This is a genomic window from Salidesulfovibrio onnuriiensis, from assembly GCF_008001235.1.
Classification (GTDB): Bacteria; Desulfobacterota; Desulfovibrionia; order Desulfovibrionales; family Desulfovibrionaceae; genus Pseudodesulfovibrio; species Pseudodesulfovibrio onnuriiensis.
In genome coordinates this window covers 680,686-699,950 of sequence record NZ_CP040751.1, presented here as the reverse complement: position 1 = coordinate 699,950, position 19,265 = coordinate 680,686, and the positions used below count along the sequence as shown (strand labels likewise).

Sequence of the window (19,265 nt, the reverse complement as noted above, 5' to 3'; positions counted from 1 at the left end):
GGCACCCGTTGCCTGCGGCTGTTCATAGGGCAACAAGGTTGACGGACCGCTTTCAACAGCCGGACAAGGAGAGAACCATGCTCATACCCGCCATAGAGGGATTCGCCACCGGCGGCGGCCTGATCGTCGCCATAGGCGCGCAGAATGCGTTTGTCTTGACCCAGAGCGTGCGCCGCAATCACCATCTCATGGTGGCGGCGCTGTGCATCCTCTTTGATGTCATCTTCATCAGCCTGGGGGTTTCGGGCGTTGGCGCGGCCGTGGCCTCCAACCCGGTGCTGGGCCAAATCGCGGCCTTCGGGGGCGCGGCCTTCCTGCTCTGGTACGGGTACGGCTCCCTGCGCTCGGCCCTGCGCGGGGGCTCCCTGAACGCGGATGCGGAAACCGCGCACACTCTGAAAAAGACCCTGCTGCTGACCATGGCCGTGACCCTGCTCAACCCCCACTTCTACCTGGACACCGTGGTGCTCATGGGCAGCCTCAGCGGCCAGTATCCGGCCATGGACCGCTACCTGTTCGGGGCCGGGGCCATCGGGGCCTCCACGGTCTGGTTTTTGTGCCTGAGTCTGGGGGGCAGACATTCGCCCCGCTGTTCCGCAAGCAACTCACCTGGCGGCTGCTGGACTCCATCATCTGCCTGACCATGTGGTCCATCGCCGCCAATCTCATCCTCAACGCCCTGACATAGCCGGGGCTTTTTCCTTGGGCCTCGCAATGGCCTTGTACCCGAGCTCCAGCCCGAAGGAGAGCGCGACCATGGCCGCGAGAATCCAGAGGTGGGAACGGGTCTCGGGCGACGACCAGACCTGCATGCAGATGGCCGCCAGCGCACCGAGGCAAAGAAACAGGGCCAGACCGGAAATCAAACGGCTGCTGCCGGTTTCCCTTGCCAGCCGGAAGTTCGCCGCGTTCACCGCCGCAAAGATGAGCAGAAAGCCGGAACTGGCCATGGTGGATATGGCGTTGAGATTGACGAGATTGGCCACCAGCAGGGTGGACAGGGAAAGCAGGAGCAACCCGACAACCGGCTGCCCCAGAAAGAGCGTTTCCAGGAAATGGGGCGCTTCATCGGCCTCGGCCATGGTGTAGGTGATGCGGGACGAACTGTAGAACGTGGCGTTGATGGCCGAAGCGGTGGCCAGCAGTGCGGCCACGGCCATGAGCGTGAACCCCGGGGAACCGAGCACTTTCCTGGCCGCGGCGGCCAGGGCGTATTCCGAGGCCCCGGCAAGCCCTCCGGCGCCCAGCACGCCGAGCCCGGCCATGGCGATCAGGATATAGAGCAGGATGACGATGCCCACGCTGATGTAGTGGGCCGCCGGTATGGTCTTGTGCGGGTCGCGGATGTCGGGGGCGGCATTGGAGATCAGTTCGAAGCCCTCGTAATTCACGAAGATGATCATGGCCCCGGCAACGATCTGCACCGGCCCGACCCAGGTGGAGTCGGCCATGTTGGCGTAATCCAGGCCCCCGGCAAAGGCGGCCGCCACGAAGAGCAGCAGAATGCCGAGCTTGGCGGCGTTGATGGAATTCTCGGTCCTGAGGACCGCCTCCGCGCCCTTGATGTTCAGCAGGGTCAGCACGACCACGGCCCCGGAAAGCAGGACGTGCTTGGCAACAAGCTGCTGGGCGGACGCAAAAAACGTTGCCCCGTATCCGCCGAACGCCGCCGCGTACAGGGCGAGCACCACCGCGTAGCTGAGCAGCAGCATGTTGTTCATGCCCCCCGAGAACAGGCCGTGCCCGAAGGCCCGGTTGATGAACGAGACCGTGCCGCCCCGGTCTGGAAAGGCCACGGAAAGCTTGGCGTACGAGTAGGAGGTGGAAAGCGCCACCAGCCCGCCCGCGCAAAAGGCTATGGGCATGGCCCCGCCCGCCAGGGCCGCGGAAATGCCCAGAACCGCGAAGATGGCCCCGCCGACCATCCCCCCGATGCCTATGGAAACGGCCGATAAAAGGCCTATCTGCTCGCCGTGGTCCCGCTTGATGCTTTTGTTCACGCCTGCCTCCCGCTGGTTGAAGAACGCTTTCCATGGAAATACCACAAGACCGCCAGCACTCAAATTTGTCAACCTTCCGAAAGAATTGCCGCGAAATGCTGCAATGAAATCGTGCAAAGACACCCGGTTGCAAGGCGGCTTGACAAAAACCGACCGGTCGGTCATTTTTTATTCATGGGAAAACGGGAAGAGAACAAACAGAAAAAACAGCGGGCCATCCTGCGGGCGGCCCTGGAAGTCTTTTCCGGCAAGGGGTTCGCCGCGTCCAGGATGTCCGAGGTGGCCCAGACCGCCGGTGTGGGCAAGGGCACCATCTACGAATATTACCGCAGCAAGGAGGACCTGTTTTTCGGGGTCTTTCAGTGGTATGTGGACGAGATCGTGTCCGCGGGCATGATGGATGCGGACAAGCTGGGCGGCACCGAGGCCGACCGGCTGAAGGCCTTCCTGGACACGGCCATCCGTTCCGCCGAGGAGACCCGGGACTACTTCTCCATCTCGCTGGAGTTCTGGGCCGCCGCCAAGACCCCGGCCCTGCGCGGCCAGTTCCAGGGGGCGCTCCAGAGGCTGTACAACGCCTTCCGGGAGGTGGTGGCCGCGCTCATCCGCGACGGCAAGCGGTCCGGCGTGTTCCACGGCGATGTGGACGCGGAAGCCGTGGCCGCGGGACTCGTCGGGGCCCTGGACGGCATCATGCTCCAGGCCTGGATGGACGAATCCTTTGACCTGAGAAACAATGCCCGCCTCTTTGCGGACACGGTGCTCAGGGGAATACGCAACCAGGGAGAACCCTCATGAAATATCTCCACACCCTGCTCTGCCTGCTTCTGCTCCTGCCGGGCCCGGCCCTGGCGCAGGAGCCCACGGCCCGGGACGTCGTTGCCAGGGCCTGGGACTACATGCGCGGCCGCACCTCGGTCTCCGTGGTGCACATGACCGTGCACCGGCCCGACTGGGAGCGCAAGTCCACCATCAAGGCCTGGACCAAGGGACGCGAGGATTCCATCTTCCAGATTGTGGCCCCGGCCAAGGACAAGGGCAACGGCACCCTCAAGAAGGGACGCGAAATGTGGACCTACAACCCCAAGATCAACCGGGTGGTCAAGATCCCGCCCTCCATGATGTCCCAGTCCTGGATGGGCTCCGACTTCTCCAACAACGACCTGTCCAAGGCCGACTCCATCCTCCTGGACTACGACCACAGCATCGAGAAGACGGGCGAGAACGACGGGCTCAAGGTCTACACCATCAGGGCTATGCCCAAGCCGGACGCCCCCGTGGTCTGGGGCATGCAGAGGATCACTATCCGCGAGGACGGCGTGCTCATGGAGCAGTCGTTCCACGACGAGGACCTGGAGCCGGTCAAGGTGATGACCACCGGGGACATCCGGGAAATGGGCGGCAGGCCGTTCCCGCGCGTCTGGAAGATGCGCTCCCTCGATGCCGAGACAGACGACGAATACACCCTGCTGGAGTACGAAAGCCTGGAATTCGACGTAAAGCTGCGCGACTCCCTGTTCACCCTGAACGCGCTCAAGAAGCCCGTGAGGTAGCCATGGAAATCCTGATGGCCTGGCGCAATGTCTGGCGGAACCCCAGGAGGTCCATCCTGACCATCCTGGCCATCGCCTTTGCCTGCCTGCTGCTGGTCTTCATGCTTTCGTTCCAGTTCGGCATGTACGAGGTCATGATCAACGCGGCCGTGAAGATGCAGACCGGCCACCTCCAGGTGGTTGCCGAGGGCTACGACAAGGACATGAAAATGCGCTGGGTGGTGCAGGACCCGCAGGCCGTGGCCGAGGTCCTGCAAGACGCGCCGCACGTCACCGGCCACACCTTCCGGGCCAACGGATTCGCCCTGCTCTCCTCCGAGGACCGCACCTACGGCGGCATGGTCACGGGCGTGGACCCGGCCCGGGAAACCGCCATCTCCACCACCCACGAAACCATCCGCGAGGGCTCCTACCTCGCCCCCGGCGACACCAATCAGGCCATTGTCGGCTCGCTGCTGGCCAAAAACCTGCACGTCGCCGTGGGCGACGAACTGGTGCTTCTGGGCAATGCCCGGGACGGCTCCATCGCGGCCACGGTGCTGACGGTCAAGGGCATTTTCTCCTCGGGCATGGACGAATACGACCGCTCGGCCATCCAGATACCCCTCGGCTATTTCCAGGAGGTCTTCGCCATGCGCGGTGCCGTGCACCAGGTGGTGGCCGCCTGCGACTCCCTGCCCGGCGTCTATGCGGCGCAAAAGACGATTATCGGAAAGCTATCGAATATGCAAAACTCCAGAAAACTGGAGTGCAAACGATGGGACCAACTCATGCCCGGCCTGATCCAGTCCATCCAGATGGACCTGGGCGGGGGCGTCATCTTCTACCTGATCCTCATCGTGGTGGTGGCCTTCAGCATCATGAACACCTTTCTCATGGCCGTGTTCGAGCGCACCCACGAGTTCGGCACGCTCATGGCCATCGGCGCGCAGCCGGGCAGGCTGACCAGGATGCTGCTCTACGAGTCCGCATTCCTGACCTTCTGCGGCATTGCCCTGGGCATTGCGGCCGGGTGCGCCCTGACCCTGTACCTGGAGCACACGGGCATGACCATGGGCCAGGCAGAGGGCATGCTGCGGCAATACGGCATTCCCAACGTCCTGCGGCCCAAGCTTTCCTGGATAACGGCCGTGGCCGGACCCTTCGTGGTCTTCTGCATCACCATGCTCACCGCGCTCTACCCGGCCTTCAAGGTGCGCAGGCTCAAGCCGGTGGAAGCCATGCACGCCGTATAGGAGAACGCCCATGCAACTGCAGATCGCCTGGAGAAACATCTGGCGCAACCCGCGCCGCACCCTGATCATCCTCGCGGCCGTGATCATCGGCGCCTGGACCATGCTCTTTTTCGGGGCCCTGTCCCGGGGCATGGCCGAATCCATGCTGGACAACTCCATCAACACCCTGACCGGGCACATCCAGATCCAGAAAACGGGGTATCGGGACGACCCGGTGGTGGAAAACCGCATCGACGACCCGGCCCCGCTCCGCGCCCTGCTGGAAAAAGTCCTTCCCCCGGACGCGAAATGGGCCTTCCGCATCGAGGTGAACGGCGTGGCCTCCAACGCCCGCAACTCCGACGGGGTGGCCATCGTGGGCATCGCCCCGGACCGCGAGCCGGGCCTCTCCTTTTACGGCCAATCCATTGTCGCAGGCCGGCCCCTGGGCATGGACGACGCCCACGGCATGGTCGTGGGCAAGGGCCTGCTGGATTCCATGGACACCAAACCGGGCCGCAAGATCGTGCTCATGACCCAGGGCGCGGACAAGGACACCCAGTCCCGGGCCTTCAAGATCCGGGGCGTGTACCGGGCCGAGCTGGAAGCCACGGAAAAACGCTACGTGTTCATCACCCTGTCCGCGGCGCGCACGCTGCTGGGCGTGCAGGACGCGGTCACGGCCGCCTGCGTCCGGCTGCCCGACCGCAACCGGGTGGAACCGGTGGCCGAGGCCCTGCGCGCGGAGCTGCCCGCAGGCCTGACCGTGCTTACCTGGGAGGACATGCTTCCCCTGCTCACCGGCTACCTGAGCATGTTCGATTCCTTCATGTTCCTCTGGTACCTGGTGGTCTTCACGGCCATGGGCTTCGGCATCGTCAACACCATGCTCATGGCCGTGCTGGAGCGCACCCGCGAATTCGGGCTGCTCAAGGCCCTGGGCATGCGGCCCGCCCTCATCGTGCGCGGCGTGCTCGCCGAATGCCTGATCCTGCTGCTGGTGGGGCTGGCCGCGGGCAACCTGCTCGGCCTGGCCTCCATCCACGCCCTGTCCGGCGGCATCGACCTGTCGTTCATGGCCCAGGGGTCCGAGTACTTCGGCATGGGCCACATCATCATCCCGAAGCTGGCGGCCCGGGACGCGCTCACGGCCAACGCGGTCATCCTGGCCCTGGGCCTGCTGGTCTGCCTGTATCCGGCGCTCAAGGCCGGGCGCATCACCCCCGTGGAAGCAATGGCCCAAACATAGGAGCCTGAAATGAATATCGTGACCATCGACAACGTGACCAAGACCTACCGCCAGGGCAAGGTGGACGTGCACGCCCTGTCCGGCGTTTCCCTGGACATACACAAGGGCGGCTTCACCGTGCTGGCCGGTCCGTCCGGCTCGGGCAAGACCACGCTGCTCAACCTCATGGGCGGGCTGGACGAGCCCACCTCCGGATCCATCTCCCTGGACGGCGAGGTCATCACCGGCCTGTCCCAGTCCCGGCTGGCGGCCATGCGGCTGTCCAAGATCGGCTTCGTGTTCCAGGCCTACAACCTCATCCCCGTGCTCTCCGCCCAGGAAAACGTGGAATACGTCATGCTCATGCAGGGCGTCCCGGCCAGGGAACGCAGCGAGCGCGCCCGGGGCGTGCTGGACGACGTGGGGCTGGAGGACAAATACAACCGCAGGCCCGCGGAACTTTCGGGCGGCCAGCAGCAGCGCGTGGCCGTGGCCCGGGCCATCGTCTCCCGGCCCTCCATCGTGCTGGCGGACGAGCCCACGGCCAACCTGGACTCCAAGACCGGCCAGGGACTCCTGGAAATCATGCGCGAAATGAACGAAAAGCACGGGGCCACCTTCATCTTTTCCACCCACGACCAGATGGTCATGGACTATGCCAAACGGATCGTGCACCTCAAGGACGGCATGATCGAGGACGACGAGACCCGGTAACGACATGCGACAGACCGCCCTGCTCCTTTTCTTCCTGCTCCTGCTCGCGCCCCCGGCCCACGCCGGGGACAACGGGAGCCTGTGGAGCAATGTGGACATGGAATGGAACGGGCACCTCAAGAACTACGGGCGGGCGCTCTTTCCCGAGCCGGGGTCGGCCTTCCAGGAAGTGGGGCTGGGCACCAACTTTGACGGCTTCACCGAGCTGCGGCTGATCAACAAGACCTTCTTCAAGGAAAGCGCCTACACCGAAATCCACTGGGAAGGCGTGCTGGCCGGAGGCGGCACCCGCGAGGACGGGGAACGGCTCAAGCGGCTCTATCCGGCCCTGTATCCCAACGGCCTGGTGGCCCCGCCCAGCGACGACCGCCGCCTCGTGGACCTGACCGGCGTGATCCACGAGGACCGGGGCGCCATGCTCTACCACCGGCTGGACCGGGCCATGCTGGCACTGACCCCGGAATGGGGCGAGGTGCGCCTGGGCAGACAGGCCGCCACCTGGGGGCACGGCTTCACCTTCAACCCCATGGACCTGTTCAACCCGTTCGCGCCCACGGACCTGGAGCGGGACTACAAGGTGGGCGACGACATGGCCCTGGTGCAGTTCCCGGCCACCGTGCTCGAAAGGGACGTGGACGTGGAGCTCATCTATGTGGCCCGCCGCGACCCAAGCACCAAGGACGCGGACTTCGAGCAGGCCTCCACGGGCGGCAAGCTGCACTTCCAGGCCAGCGAGAACACGGGCGTGGACCTGATCGCGGCCCGCCACTACGAGGACACCATCCTCGGGGCCGGGGCCGTGGGCTACATCGGCGACGCGGCCTGGCGCTTCGATACGACCGCAACCTTCCTGGACGACCCCAGCCGGGGCCGCTGGGCCTATCTCTCGGCCGTGGCCAACATGGACTACTCCTGGATCTGGTTCGAGAAGAACTGGTACGGCTACGTGGAGCTCTACTACAACGGCCTGTCGGACGCGGACTACGGGGACCACTTCTCGGATACGGCCATTGCCGAACGCATAGCGCGGGGCGAGCTCTACGCCCTGGGCTCCCTGTACTGGAGCGGGCACCTCAACTGCGAGATCCACCCGCTGCTGAACCTGTACCTGACCGCCATCGTCAACCTCAACGACCCGTCCGGAGTCTGGCTGCCCCGCGCGGTCTACGACATGTCCGACAACCTGCGCCTGACCCTGTCCGGCTCCTTCAGCTGGGGCGCGCAGGGCACGGAATACGGCGGCTACGACATCCCGGGCTATCCCTTCGACGAAAAGCCTGCCGATTCGGTCTCGGCCTGGCTGACCTGGTATTTCTAACCTTTTTTCACATCATATATTGATTCGTTTCTGTTTTTGACATACGAATTTAATATTCGTATCCACAAGTTGCCAGAACGAATCGCGCACGAGCGACAACACCGGGCGTTCAAACCGGGCGCGCCGCCATCCTTACGGCAGGATGCGGCCATGACCCTGAAGCGAAAGTCGAAGTCTTCCGCAAAACGCCCGGCAACCAGAACATATGGCCGGTTATGAGCAATACGCAGACGAACCCCTTTGGTCTGTCATTGAAGCATGATCGGACATAACCCCTCAGGCGGGGCGCCTTGCGCCCCGCAATTTTCTACAAGACAAGAGCACGCACTGCCGCTAGGGTCGGACAGGAATCGAGGAAACCCCATGCGCAGCAAGGAACGAGTTCGCTACTGGCGCGACCCTGACGTGGACGCGCTGGAAATCCGCCTGTCCGCCGACAGCACCCACTCCTTTCCGCACCATACGCACGACTGCTACACCATCGGCGTCATGGAGCGGGGGCGGTGCCTGGCGCTCGGGCCGGGGCACGGCAGCGTGACCATCACCCAGGGCGAAATGTGCCTGTTCAACCCCGGGCAGGTGCACGCGGGAATCCTCATGGACCGGGACTCGCGGATCACCTACCGCATGTATTTCGTGGACAACGCCTGGCTGCGCTCCATGGCTGCGGACCTGCGCGACGGCAACGACGGGCTGCCCGAATTCCGGGACATCATCGTGCACACGCCCCACCTCTCGCGGCGGCTCATGCTCCTCAACCGGGCCGTGCATTCGGGGCTGGACCGGCTGGCCAAGGAATCGGCCATGCTCGAAGCCATGTCCGGGCTGTTTTTCGCCCACGGCGGCATCCGTCGGCCCGACACGGGCTCCGAGCCCTGGGCCGTGCATCAGGCCAAGGAATTCCTGGGTGAAAACCTGGCCGAGAAGGTCACCCTGGACAGGCTGGCGTCCGTGACCGGCCTGAGCCGCTACCATTTCCTGCGCGTGTTCAAGAAGGCCACGGGTCTACCGCCCCACCGCTATCACCTGCAGTGCCGCGTGGAGCGGGCCAAGGGCATGCTGCTTTCGGGCATGTCCATCGCCGAGGCCGCCCTGGAAAGCGGATTCACGGACCAGAGCCACTTCACCCATCGATTCAAGCAATTCACGGGGGCGACCCCGGCGCAGTACATTTCTTAAAAAAGAATCGGGGAGGGAAACTTTTGCAAAAGTTTCCCTCCCCGGGCCCCTCCCTTCAAAATCCTTTGGCGATCACGCTGCGCGTGATGGGTTATGCTGTTCGATTTCGTTTCTTTTCCCGAAACCGATGATAAAGCCACAGGCCCATGCCGCCCACGACGAGTGCTCCGATGACCCAGTGTTCGTATTTGGAGATGTCATCGAAGAAGGCCTCCAGGGCATAGCCGAAGAAATACCCGCCATAGCCGACCACCACGGCCCAGAGGGCCGCCCCGATGGCATTGTAGGCAATGAACATCCTGAGCGGGAAGCCGCTGGCCCCGAGCACCAAGGGAACCACGCTGCGCAGCCCGTACATGAACCGGAAACCGAGCATGACCTTGCGCTTGTGCTCATGGAGCATGGTGCGGATGCGCTGGGTGCGCGCCTGCCAATGGGGCCGCCTGGACAGGAATTCCGCGCCCTTGCCCCGGCCCAGCAGGAAAAAACACTGGTCGCCGGTCAGGCTGCCGAAAAAGGCGCAGAGCATGACCCCGTCGATGTTCAGGTAGCCCTGGTGAGCCAGGAAACCGGCCACCACCAGCACGATCTCACCCTCGAGCATGGTACCGATCACCACGGCCAGGTACCCGTAGGTGGAAACTATGTCGGCCAGAGAGGTCATGCCCTGTCATATACCGAATCCTGAACCGCAATCCATTACAATCCGGCAACAATCTCCGGTCAGCAATTTTCTGCAAGACCATGGGCCGGTTCGGGACTACACAGCGGAAAGACAAAGGAGAAAACAGTGTCCAAAGCAATAGCCATGACGAAAAAACACGAGACCGAGGTCCTGCCCACCCTGGCCATACTGGGGGCCGTGCTGCTCTGGGGCAGCTCGTTCCCGGCCATGAAGGCGGTCCTGGCCTACCTGGAGCCATGGACGGTCATGTGGCTGCGCCTGATCTTCGGCAGCCTGGCCCTGCTGCCGATGCTCGGCCGGGTGCTGCCCCGGAAAACCACCAGGGCGAACTGGAAGCTGCTGGCCCCCCTGGCGCTTCTGCAGCCCTGCCTCTATTTCCTGCTGGAGTCCTACGCCCTCAAGTACACCACCTCGGCCCAGGCGGGCATCATCGCCGCCACCCTGCCCATCATGGTGGCCGTGGGCGCGCGCGTCTTCCTGGCAGAAACCACCACCCTGCGTGCCTATGCCGGGTTGTTGTTGTCTGTTGGAGGCGTGGCCTGGCTGACCCTGGCGGGGTCGCCTTCGGCGAACGCCCCCAACCCGGCCCTGGGCAATCTCCTGGAGTTCGGGGCCATGGTCTGCGCGGCCGGATACATGCTGCTGGTCAAGCGCCTCAGCGACACATTCGGTCCCTGGACGCTCACGGCCATCCAGACCTTCATCGGCGCGGTCTTCTTCCTGCCCGGGCTCTGGCCGCTGGTCACGAACATGCCCGAAGGATTGGGAACCGTCCTGCCCGTGGTCGTCTACCTGGGGACCTTCGTGACCCTCGGGGCCTTCGGCCTCTACAACATCGGAATCGCACGCATCCCGGCCAGCCGGGCCTCCGCGTTCATCAACCTCGTGCCCGTGGTGGCCGTGGCCGTGGCCTGGGTCTTTCTCGGCGAAACCCTCTCGCCCACGCAGATGCTCGCCGCGGCCCTCATCTTTCTCGGTGTCTGGGTGACGCAGAAAAGCGGAAACAGGGGCTGAGAATAGCCCTTAGCACAGCGGATGCTTCACGGTTGCAGCAGATAGGATGGATGGAGCAGCCCGGTGGGCGGGTAGAACTCGTCGTGGGTATAAACGAAGCCGAGTTTTTCCAGCAGCCGGGCCGAAGCCGTGTTGGCGGGGTTGTGCCCGGCAAAGAGCGCCGAAGCTCCCAAGGAGCCGAACGCATAGGCAATGACGGCGCGCGCCGCCTCGGTGGCGTATCCCTGCCCCCAATGGGCGCGACGGATATGAAATCCGATCTCGAGGACGGCTCTCTCACGGTCATGGGACCGCAGCCCGCAACAGCCCACGAACTCGCCATCCTCCAGCCGAAAGATCGGCCAGTACTGCACGCCAGACTCCTTGTGCCTCAGGATTTCCTGTTCCAGCCTTTCCCTGACCAGATCCTTGCGCAACTCCCCACGCGCATCGATGAACCGCGTGACCTCGGGATCTCCCCACAGGGAAACGGCCAGATCCAGGTCTTCCATGCCCCAGCACCGAAAGCCCATCCGCTCTGATTTCAGGAAATATGTGTTCGTCAGCATGACCTGATTACTCATTGATTGGTTCGGAAACAGCGGGAAGGAACTGGGATACGGATTTGCAGCGAGCTCTTGTCCGCTCTATGATAATGAACCCAGCAAAAAAGCCTCTGCCATGACCGCCACGGCAGAGGCTTTCTTATGGGGAGAGGATGGACGTTCTCCCCAAGCCTCTATTTTTTGGAAACCGTTTTTTTCTTGGCGGCCTTCTTGCGGCGCTTGCCGCCGGCAAGGAGCTTGCGCAGCTTCTGCGCCGCCGCGATGGCGTCGTTCTCGTGCAGCAGGAACCGCTCGTCCTGCGAACTGGTCCAGTGCCACCCGGACGGACGCTGCAACATCTTGGCCCCGCGCGACTCCAGGTATTCCATGGCGTCGGCGATCTCCATCTCCTCGTGCAGCTCGGCCAGGATGGCCTGGCGCTGCTGCATGCCCCGGTAGTGATAGGAAATGTCATAGGCGGACCGGATCAGATCCTCGGGCACGATGCAGGTCTCCCGCTTGCGCCCGGAAAGATGCCGCTGCAGTTCCGTAAGATCCTTCTTGAGTTCCTGTATTTCGAAAAGGGCCGCCTCACGCGCCTTGTCCGACTTGTCGTTCAAGTCCTTGAAGACCGCCCTGAGCTTGTGCAATGACATCCTGCCTCCCCACCGCAGTTTCTAGAATTTTTCTATACGCTAGCAAAATTCCAATGAACTGTGAACTATCCGAGCCGGTTGTCATGAAAAAAGAAAAGGCCGCCCAAAGGCGGCCTTGATCGGTCACAGACAGGCTTGCGCTAGGCGCAGTCCTCCACGGGTTCGGGATCGGCCATGACCTTCTTCATGACGATGAGGGTCTCCACGATCATCCAGAACTCCAGCAGCAGGACGATGAGCCCGATGGCGAAGAGCATCATGTTGTCCTTGGCCATGAAATCCTGGAGGTTGTAGATCATGGCCCAGGCGGTCATGACGATCATGAACACCAGGGGAATGGCCGTGACGATGGACGGGGCCTTGCGCCGCGCCAGGTACACGGTGATCACCAGCAGGGCCATGGCGGCCATGAGCTGGTTCACGGTGCCGAACAGCGGCCACAGGGCCAGTGCCCCCTTCTTGACCTCGGCGATGCCGAAACCTCCGTTGAAGCACAGCACGGCGGCGGTGCCCACGGCGATGAGGGTGGCGGCGTGCGGCTTGGCCAGTGCGGGCATCTTGTATGCCTGGGCCAGCTCACCCACCACGTAGCGCTGGATGCGGGTGGCGCTGTCCAGGGTGGTGGCCGCGAAGCTCACCAGGAACACGCCCATGATGGCCAGGGAGATGTTCTTGGGAATGCCGTAGGAAGCCATGAGGTTGGCCGAACCTTCTACAAAGGCCTTGAGCTTGGCACCCAGGCCCGCGGCGGAAGACCAGGAGGCATAGTGAGTGGTGAAGGCTTCGGTGCCGGTGAGCATGCCGCCGTCGGCGGTGCTCAGACCCAGGCCGATGCCCGCGCCCACGGCGATGATGACCAGGGTGGAAAGACCCGCTTCCGTCAGCATGGACCCGTACCCGATGAACTGGCAGTCCTTTTCGGATTCGCACTGTTTGGCGCTGGTGCCCGAGGAAACCAGGGAATGAAAGCCGGAGATTGCGCCGCAGGCGATGACCACGAACAGGAAGGGCAGGACCGGGGGCGCGCCTTCAGGCGCGACATTGATGGCCGGGGCAACGAAGTCGGGATGGGCCACGACCGCGCCCACGCCGAGCAGGGCCAGGGCGACCAGAAGCTGGTGGCCGTTGATGTAGTCGCGGGGCTGCAGCAGCGTGGTGACCGGCAGCACGGATGCGATGTAGGCGTAGGCCAACATGATCAGCACCCAGATCACGATGGGGTTCAGGCTGCCGATGGCGGGCAGGCTGATGGGATAGTACGCGCCGATGACCACGGTGACGTACATGGTGATGAGCGCAACGATGCCCCACATGGTGTGGCCGTGGCCCTTCTTGTAGATCAGGTAGCCCAGCAGCACGGCGATGGGGATTTCGCCCCAGACCGGGATGACCGATGCGGGATACATGTTGAAAAGAATGCCGATAATCAGCGCGAACACCGCGATGACGATGAGCAGTTCGAAAAAGATGATCAGCAGGAACAGGGAACGCACGCGGTGGCTGATGAGGCTGGAGGCCACGTCGCCCACGGAACGGCCCTTGTTGCGCAGGCTGACCATGAGTGCGCCGAAGTCATGCACCGCGCCCATGAAGATGGAGCCCAGGAAGACCCAGATCACGGCCGGTACCCAGCCCCATATAATGGCGATGGCCGGACCGACAATAGGCCCCAGGCCGGCGATGGAAGTGAAATGGTGCCCGAAAAGCACTTCCTTTTTGGTGGGCACGTAGTCGACGTCGTCCTGCAACGCGCAACTCGGGCACTCCAACGCCTCATCGATTTTGAAAATTTTCTTGGAAAGGAATTTCCCATAGGTGTGGTAGGCCACGAAATAGCCTACGAAACACAACGCTGCAATAACCAGCGAGTTCATAAAGCCCCCTTGGTTTGGTGTTTGCGTCTTCACGCCGCCCCACACGGCGGTTGGTCCCGGACCATATGTCAAACATCCTCCGGATCGCTCCGGATGCACACTTCTGGAAAGCAACCATGACGCTGAAAATGATTTCAGCGGCCGCAAGGCCGGGTCGCTTTATTTGTCACATTGAAATGTTTGCTCTTTTACACACCAGGCAAACAGCAACAAATAAGACTCCAGTTTGTTCTGCTCTACTCCTCAATGGAATAAATGGCAATCAGGGGTGCTCTTGCGAAGGGGAAAAAAGCGCTTCGCCCTTGGTCATGTCCAGGAGCTCCTTTTCAAAGGCCCGGACATGCTCCGACGGAAGCCGCACGAGAAAGGAGGCGTCCACCTCGAAGGATTCCTCCGCTACCTCGGCCTCAAAGTCGGGAAGCATGCGCTTGAACAGGGTGACAAAGGTATAGGGAATGACGGCCTGCACCAGGGAAAGCTCCACCTTTTCCTTGGTCGGCAGGGACTCCAGCCCCAGGCTGACCAGGCCGGAATAGGCGCGCACCAGCCCGCCCGTGCCGAGCTTGACGCCCCCGAAGTAGCGGGTGACCACGGCCGCGATCTCGCCCACGCCCGAATGCAGCAGGGCATTCAGCATGGGCTTGCCGGCCGTGCCGTGGGGCTCGCCGTCGTCGCTCAGCCCCACATGGGCGGTTTCGCCGGGGGAACCGGCCGCAAAGGCCCAGCAATTGTGCGTGGCGTCCGGGAATTCCTCCTTGATCTCGGCCACAAACGCGCGGGCCTCCTCCGGGCACTGCACGTGCGCCAGGGTGGCGATGAACCTCGAGCGCTTGATGCTCTCCTCCACGCGGTGACGGGAAACGGCCGGGATCAGGTAACGGCTGGACATGGCGGACTTGTAGGCCGGGGCGGCATGACCGTCAAGAACGGCGGCTACCGGTAGAGCTTCTCCCGCTCGCGAAAGGCGGAGGAGGCCTCCACTTCCTTCATGGTCTTCCAGAACAGGTCGGCCAGCGGGGGATCCTCCAGGCCCAGCTTGCGGGAAAAAACCAGGAAATAGGGCTTGGTCCTGAGGGGCGGATCCAGCTTCCTGACGGTCTGAAAACGGCGGCTGCTGGCCTTGATGATGGGGTCGGTCATGGTGCCCAGGTCGGCAACGGCGGCCACCCGGCCCTCGACCAGGCTGACCAGGCTGGTCTCCTGGTCAACGAACTCCACATAGCGGATACCAAGCTCCTGAAGGTCATTGGCAATGGAATAGCCCATGGAAATGCCCACGGGCCTGGCGCCCAGGTTGCGCAGTTCCATGCCGTCCCAATCCACATGGTCGGTCTTGGTGGTATAGAAATAATAGGACTGGGAAAACACGGCGCGGGAAGGGTCGGGGCTGCCGTTCTTCATGGGATACAGGGCGTACTGGGTCCGCTCTTCATCATAACTGGTGTGGAACATGCCCTCGGCCAAGCCATGCTGAAGCATGTACTTGCACCGCTTCCAGGGCATGCGCTGCAGCTTGAGATTGATACCCAGCCTGCGGGCGGTCATGACCATGAGCTCCACGGAAAGGCCGGGCTTTTCCCAGGGAATGGCCGTGCCGCTCCCCAGACAGCGGTCGGAATTGGGTTTGTCCTCATACACGAACAACAGATTGCGCTCGGACTGGGCCCATGCACCGCCTGCCAGGAGAAGCGCCGCCAGGACCGCGGCCACAAGGAAAACCGACTGCTTCACTCCCAAAACACCCGCCACCTTTTTTGGAAAGACATAGTTCAGGGCATAGCGCCAGGCAATTATTATTGTTTCTAATACGTTGCGATCTCAGGCCCCAGCAACGGACGCTTCACGGCCGGGGATCAGGATAACAGGGGTGCGGGGAAAAGGCGATCCGCCGGTTGGAAAAGCCCATGATTATCATGCGCCGTCCTCGTCCACCTCTGCCACCTGGGGAAGGATAAGGCCGTAGAATCCGGAGCCGGAGTCGGCCTGGTAGTGCCATCCGATATGGATGTTGCACCGGCCGCAGACAAGGGTCTGCCAGGTGTGGCCCGAAAACCAGGTGAATTCCGGGGAGGCGGGACCCACGCGGATGGTGCCCGGGGCGGAGGAGAAGCAGCCCAGTTCGAAGACATAGCCATGGGGATTGAAAAAGGTGTGCTTGTGCTTGCCGTTCACGGCCATGGCCGCTGCGGCGGAGGTTATGCGGTTGCCGCAGGAACGGCAGATGAACACGCGCCTGCCGCCCTGGCCGTCGTCGAGTCCCTCTTCCGGCCGGGGGGAATCCCGGTTCGGTTCCGGAGCTCCCTTGAGCAGATAGTGCGTTTCAACAGTCTGAGATGTCGGCATGCGATCTCCTGTCATGAAACGATAACGTATTGCCGGAGCCGTGAAAAGCCTTGCCTGCCGACCGCCGGAACGGAAACAGGATGACGCCGAAACAAGATCCTACCCGCCGATCCGCTCCGTGACCCACTGGCCCCGGGCGCGCCGGGCCTCTTTCATGGCCTCCAGCAGGTCATAGGATATATCCAGGTTGTCCTTGCCCACGCCCAGCTTGGTGCCGGGCTTGACGTGGCCGTGGTAATCGGACCCTCCGCTCTTGAGCAGCCCAAACTTGTCCGCCAGCCTGCCGAAAAGCTTGGTGGCCGACTCGTCGTGCTCGGTGTAGAACACCTCCATGCCGTCCAGGCCCATGTCCTTGAGCCCCCCGACAATGCTTTCCACAAGGGCCGGAGACGGGCCCAGCATGAAGGGATGGGCCAGGATCGAGGTGGCTCCCACCTCCCGGAGCACGCCGATGGCCTGCTCGCGGCTCAGCTTGCGCTTGGGCACGTAGGCCCTGCCGTTGTCGCCCAGATATTGGCCGAAGGCGTGCTGCACGCTTTCCACCACTCCCAGGGAAAGCAGCTCCTGGGCGATGTGCGGGCGGCCCACCGTGCCCCCGGCCCGGGCCACCACGTTGTCGTAGGTGATGTTGATGCCCAGCTTGCGCAGCCTGGCGATGATCTCGTGGTTGCGGGTCTCTCTCCCCTCGATGACCCAGTCAAAGGCCCGCTGCAGCGGCTCGGCCTCCTCCGGGATCCACAGGCCCACGATATGGATCCATCCCACGCCCTCCGGGGATTCCACGCTCAGCTCGCAGCCCGGCACCACCTCCACGCCGAATTCCCGCCCCGCCTCCAGAGCCTCGGGCAGTCCCTGGAGCGTGTCGTGGTCCGTGAGGGCCAGCGCTTCGAGGCCGATTTCCGCCGCCTTGCGGACCAGCTCCCGGGGGCTGTCCGTTCCGTCCGATGCCGTGGAATGGGTATGCAGATCGATCATCAAAAATCCTTCATGGTTATATGCCCGTCACAGGGGTGATTTTTTCACGTATTCATTCAGACGTACATGGATGTCGCGCAAAAATCCACACCCCGGGGCAAGGCAAGAATGACGATTATACTTCCCTCACAAGTACAACTGTTCTATTCTGGATACTAGCCATAGAATACCCGATACCCAACCCTGGAGGCAGGAATGGAAAACAACAAGGAAATACTCCTGGAAACCGGGACCAATGAGCTTGAAATACTGGAATTTTTCATCGACGAGGCCGACAGGCACGGAAAACCGCAGCCGTGCCACTTCGGCGTCAATGTGGCCAAGGTCATGCAGGTCATCGAGAGCCCGAACCTGGAACCGCCCGAATCCGCGCCGCACCCGTGCTTCATGGGCACCATCCCCCTGCGCGGGCACATCCTGCCCGTGCTGGACCTCTCCAACTGGCTGGGCATGGACCGGGTGAAAAAGGAGGACGATGTGGTCATCGTCACCGAATTCAGCCAGGCCGTGACCGGATTCCTGGTTTCGGGGGTCACCGAGATCCACCGCGTGGGCTGGCCCGAAGTCATCCCGCCCCAGGGCATGCTCAATTCCTTTGATCAGAACACCATCATCGGCCTGGTGGACATCCACGAACACTTCATCCAGCTCCTGGACCTGGAACACATCCTCTCGGACCTGGATCCCACCTCCACCCTGGCCGCCTGGACCAGCGACGTGCAGGCCGCCCGCCAGCTCCGCGCACTGGTGGCCGACGATTCCGCCACCATCCGGGCCATGCTCAAGAACAACCTGGAGGCCGCCAACTTCGACATCCGGCTCACCAACACGGGCGAGGACGCCCTGCTCAAGCTCCGGGCCCTCAAGGAGCAGGCCTCGGAGGAAGGAAAGACCATCCGGGACTACCTGGACATCATCATCGCGGACATCGAGATGCCGCGCATGGACGGATTCACCCTGACCAAGAACATCAAGGAGGACCCGGAACTGAGCCAGCTTCCCGTGATCCTCTATTCCTCCATCATCACCGACGAACTGCGGCACAAGGGGGAATCCGTGCGCGCCGACGCCCAGGTGGCCAAGCCGGACATGGACAAGATGGCCGCCCTGGCCATCGAGCTGCTGGGCGAACGGGGCATCGAGGTCCGGTCCTAGGCTGTGCGCTTGCAACGGAGCCGTTCCGGGGGTACAACCTCCGCATCAATCACCGGAGGAAACACATGGCGCTGAACAAGGAACTGCTGAACATACTGGCCTGCCCGGAATGCAAGGGCGAACTGGAACTGCTGCCCAAGGAGGACGGCCTGCGCTGTCCCAAATGCGAAGTGGTCTATCCCATCAAGGACGAGATCCCCATCATGCTGGTGGATCAGGCCGTTTCCGACAAGGACTGGACCGGCAGCAAGGCGTCCTAGATTCGAAAACCGAATCTTCCAGGCCCTGTCCCGCATATCGGGACAGGGCCTTTTTCATGTCCGAAAAAAATAACGGAGAGGTTTTCCACACCTGTTGACATACGCCGCGCGCATCCTATTCTACTCTTCAGAAAATACCGCAAGGAGGTACGATATGGTTTTGGACTTCAATACTCTCTATTCCCCGTTTGACCGGTTCGACAAATTGTTTGAAGACTTCCTGCGCCCCGGCTTCGGCGGGCAGCGTCGCTTGACGTACCCTCCCCTGAACCTGAGCCAGGACCAGGACAACATCGTGGTGCGCGCGGAAATTCCGGGCGTGGACATCGAGGACATAGAATTGACCCTCACGGACAAGACCCTGGTCATCAAGGGCGAACGCAAGGCCGAGGAAGGCAAGTACTACCGCCAGGAACGTCCCGCAGGCGTTTTCCACAGGGTCATCAACCTGCACGTGCCCGTGGACCGGGAAAGGGTGGGCGCCTCCATGAAGGACGGCATGCTCACCGTGACCCTGCCCAAGACCGAGGAAGTCAAGCCCCGCACCATCAGCATCGAAGCCGAGTAAGGAGG

Annotated in this window: 21 protein-coding genes; 12 read left to right on the top strand and 9 right to left on the bottom strand. The window is 62.6% G+C overall.

The window, feature by feature from the left end; all coding sequences use genetic code 11:
* The first annotated feature begins 77 nt into the window (after window positions 1-77).
* A complete protein-coding gene (locus FGL65_RS03205; RefSeq protein ID WP_348981302.1) occupies window positions 78-641 on the top strand; it encodes a LysE/ArgO family amino acid transporter in 564 nt (187 codons plus the stop codon).
* A gap of 30 nt (window positions 642-671) precedes the next feature.
* On the opposite strand, the gene FGL65_RS03200 is transcribed toward FGL65_RS03205, so the two are convergent.
* Window positions 672-2,000 (bottom strand): APC family permease, encoded by a 1,329-nt coding sequence (locus tag FGL65_RS03200; RefSeq protein ID WP_222705787.1) that lies wholly within the window; start codon window positions 1,998-2,000, stop codon window positions 672-674.
* Window positions 2,001-2,174: 174 nt separating this feature from the next.
* On the opposite strand from FGL65_RS03200, the gene FGL65_RS03195 reads away from it, so the two are divergent.
* The 7 genes from FGL65_RS03195 to FGL65_RS03165 all read left to right on the top strand — a co-directional run bounded on the left by FGL65_RS03195 (window position 2,175) and on the right by FGL65_RS03165 (window position 9,206).
* Complete coding sequence (locus FGL65_RS03195; RefSeq protein WP_147819621.1) at window positions 2,175-2,798, top strand: TetR/AcrR family transcriptional regulator; 624 nt, start codon at window positions 2,175-2,177, stop codon at window positions 2,796-2,798.
* The gene (locus FGL65_RS03190) at window positions 2,795-3,553 is read left to right on the top strand and encodes an outer membrane lipoprotein-sorting protein (protein ID WP_147819620.1); all 759 of its coding nucleotides are present in this window, start codon (window positions 2,795-2,797) and stop codon (window positions 3,551-3,553) included. The genes FGL65_RS03195 and FGL65_RS03190 overlap by 4 nt, the downstream gene beginning before the upstream one ends.
* A 2-nt stretch (window positions 3,554-3,555) precedes the next feature.
* Entirely contained in the window at window positions 3,556-4,788 is a 1,233-nt protein-coding gene (locus tag FGL65_RS03185) for an ABC transporter permease (protein ID WP_222705786.1), read from the top strand.
* A gap of 10 nt (window positions 4,789-4,798) precedes the next feature.
* Window positions 4,799-6,016, top strand: coding sequence for an ABC transporter permease (locus tag FGL65_RS03180; protein ID WP_147819619.1), 1,218 nt, complete (start codon window positions 4,799-4,801; stop codon window positions 6,014-6,016).
* A 9-nt stretch (window positions 6,017-6,025) separates the two neighbouring features.
* On the top strand, window positions 6,026-6,709 hold the full coding sequence (locus FGL65_RS03175; protein WP_147819618.1) for an ABC transporter ATP-binding protein: 684 nt from the start codon (window positions 6,026-6,028) through the stop codon (window positions 6,707-6,709).
* Window positions 6,710-6,713: 4 nt separating this feature from the next.
* Window positions 6,714-8,027 (top strand): hypothetical protein, encoded by a 1,314-nt coding sequence (locus tag FGL65_RS03170; RefSeq protein WP_147819617.1) that lies wholly within the window; start codon window positions 6,714-6,716, stop codon window positions 8,025-8,027.
* Between the two features lie 363 nt (window positions 8,028-8,390).
* Window positions 8,391-9,206, top strand: coding sequence for an AraC family transcriptional regulator (locus FGL65_RS03165; protein ID WP_187170512.1), 816 nt, complete (start codon window positions 8,391-8,393; stop codon window positions 9,204-9,206).
* 91 nt (window positions 9,207-9,297) lie between these two features.
* Here the strand turns inward: FGL65_RS03165 and FGL65_RS03160 are convergent, their stop codons facing one another.
* A complete protein-coding gene (locus FGL65_RS03160; protein WP_147819615.1) occupies window positions 9,298-9,870 on the bottom strand; it encodes a DedA family protein in 573 nt (190 codons plus the stop codon).
* A 126-nt stretch (window positions 9,871-9,996) separates the two neighbouring features.
* Here FGL65_RS03160 and FGL65_RS03155 point away from each other — a divergent pair, with 126 nt between their 5' ends.
* Window positions 9,997-10,905, top strand: coding sequence for a DMT family transporter (locus FGL65_RS03155; RefSeq protein ID WP_250645556.1), 909 nt, complete (start codon window positions 9,997-9,999; stop codon window positions 10,903-10,905).
* A 26-nt stretch (window positions 10,906-10,931) separates the two neighbouring features.
* On the opposite strand, the gene FGL65_RS03150 is transcribed toward FGL65_RS03155, so the two are convergent.
* The 7 genes from FGL65_RS03150 to FGL65_RS03120 form a co-directional block, all read right to left on the bottom strand.
* Window positions 10,932-11,453: a GNAT family N-acetyltransferase gene (locus FGL65_RS03150; RefSeq protein WP_147819614.1), complete on the bottom strand. Its 522-nt coding sequence runs from the start codon at window positions 11,451-11,453 to the stop codon at window positions 10,932-10,934.
* Window positions 11,454-11,623: 170 nt separating this feature from the next.
* Entirely contained in the window at window positions 11,624-12,085 is a 462-nt protein-coding gene (locus FGL65_RS03145; protein WP_147819613.1) for a hypothetical protein, read from the bottom strand.
* A 140-nt stretch (window positions 12,086-12,225) separates the two neighbouring features.
* Window positions 12,226-13,959, bottom strand: a complete 1,734-nt coding sequence (locus tag FGL65_RS03140) for a carbon starvation CstA family protein (protein WP_147819612.1) — start codon at window positions 13,957-13,959, stop codon at window positions 12,226-12,228.
* 262 nt (window positions 13,960-14,221) lie between these two features.
* Window positions 14,222-14,848, bottom strand: a complete 627-nt coding sequence (locus FGL65_RS03135) for a YigZ family protein (protein WP_147819611.1) — start codon at window positions 14,846-14,848, stop codon at window positions 14,222-14,224.
* A 44-nt stretch (window positions 14,849-14,892) separates the two neighbouring features.
* Window positions 14,893-15,690 carry a substrate-binding periplasmic protein gene (locus FGL65_RS03130; RefSeq protein ID WP_147819610.1) on the bottom strand — a complete coding sequence of 266 codons (798 nt, stop codon included), beginning with the start codon at window positions 15,688-15,690 and terminating at the stop codon, window positions 14,893-14,895.
* Between the two features lie 180 nt (window positions 15,691-15,870).
* Window positions 15,871-16,302, bottom strand: coding sequence for a cereblon family protein (locus tag FGL65_RS03125; RefSeq protein ID WP_147819609.1), 432 nt, complete (start codon window positions 16,300-16,302; stop codon window positions 15,871-15,873).
* A 99-nt stretch (window positions 16,303-16,401) separates the two neighbouring features.
* A complete protein-coding gene (locus tag FGL65_RS03120; RefSeq protein WP_222705785.1) occupies window positions 16,402-17,277 on the bottom strand; it encodes a PHP domain-containing protein in 876 nt (291 codons plus the stop codon).
* Window positions 17,278-17,472: 195 nt separating this feature from the next.
* Here FGL65_RS03120 and FGL65_RS03115 point away from each other — a divergent pair, with 195 nt between their 5' ends.
* From FGL65_RS03115 to FGL65_RS03105, 3 genes are all read left to right on the top strand, one after another.
* Window positions 17,473-18,432, top strand: a complete 960-nt coding sequence (locus tag FGL65_RS03115) for a chemotaxis protein (RefSeq protein ID WP_147819607.1) — start codon at window positions 17,473-17,475, stop codon at window positions 18,430-18,432.
* Window positions 18,433-18,497: 65 nt separating this feature from the next.
* Window positions 18,498-18,692 (top strand): Trm112 family protein, encoded by a 195-nt coding sequence (locus FGL65_RS03110; protein ID WP_147819606.1) that lies wholly within the window; start codon window positions 18,498-18,500, stop codon window positions 18,690-18,692.
* A gap of 154 nt (window positions 18,693-18,846) precedes the next feature.
* Complete coding sequence (locus tag FGL65_RS03105; protein WP_147819605.1) at window positions 18,847-19,260, top strand: Hsp20/alpha crystallin family protein; 414 nt, start codon at window positions 18,847-18,849, stop codon at window positions 19,258-19,260.
* Window positions 19,261-19,265 lie beyond the last annotated feature (5 nt).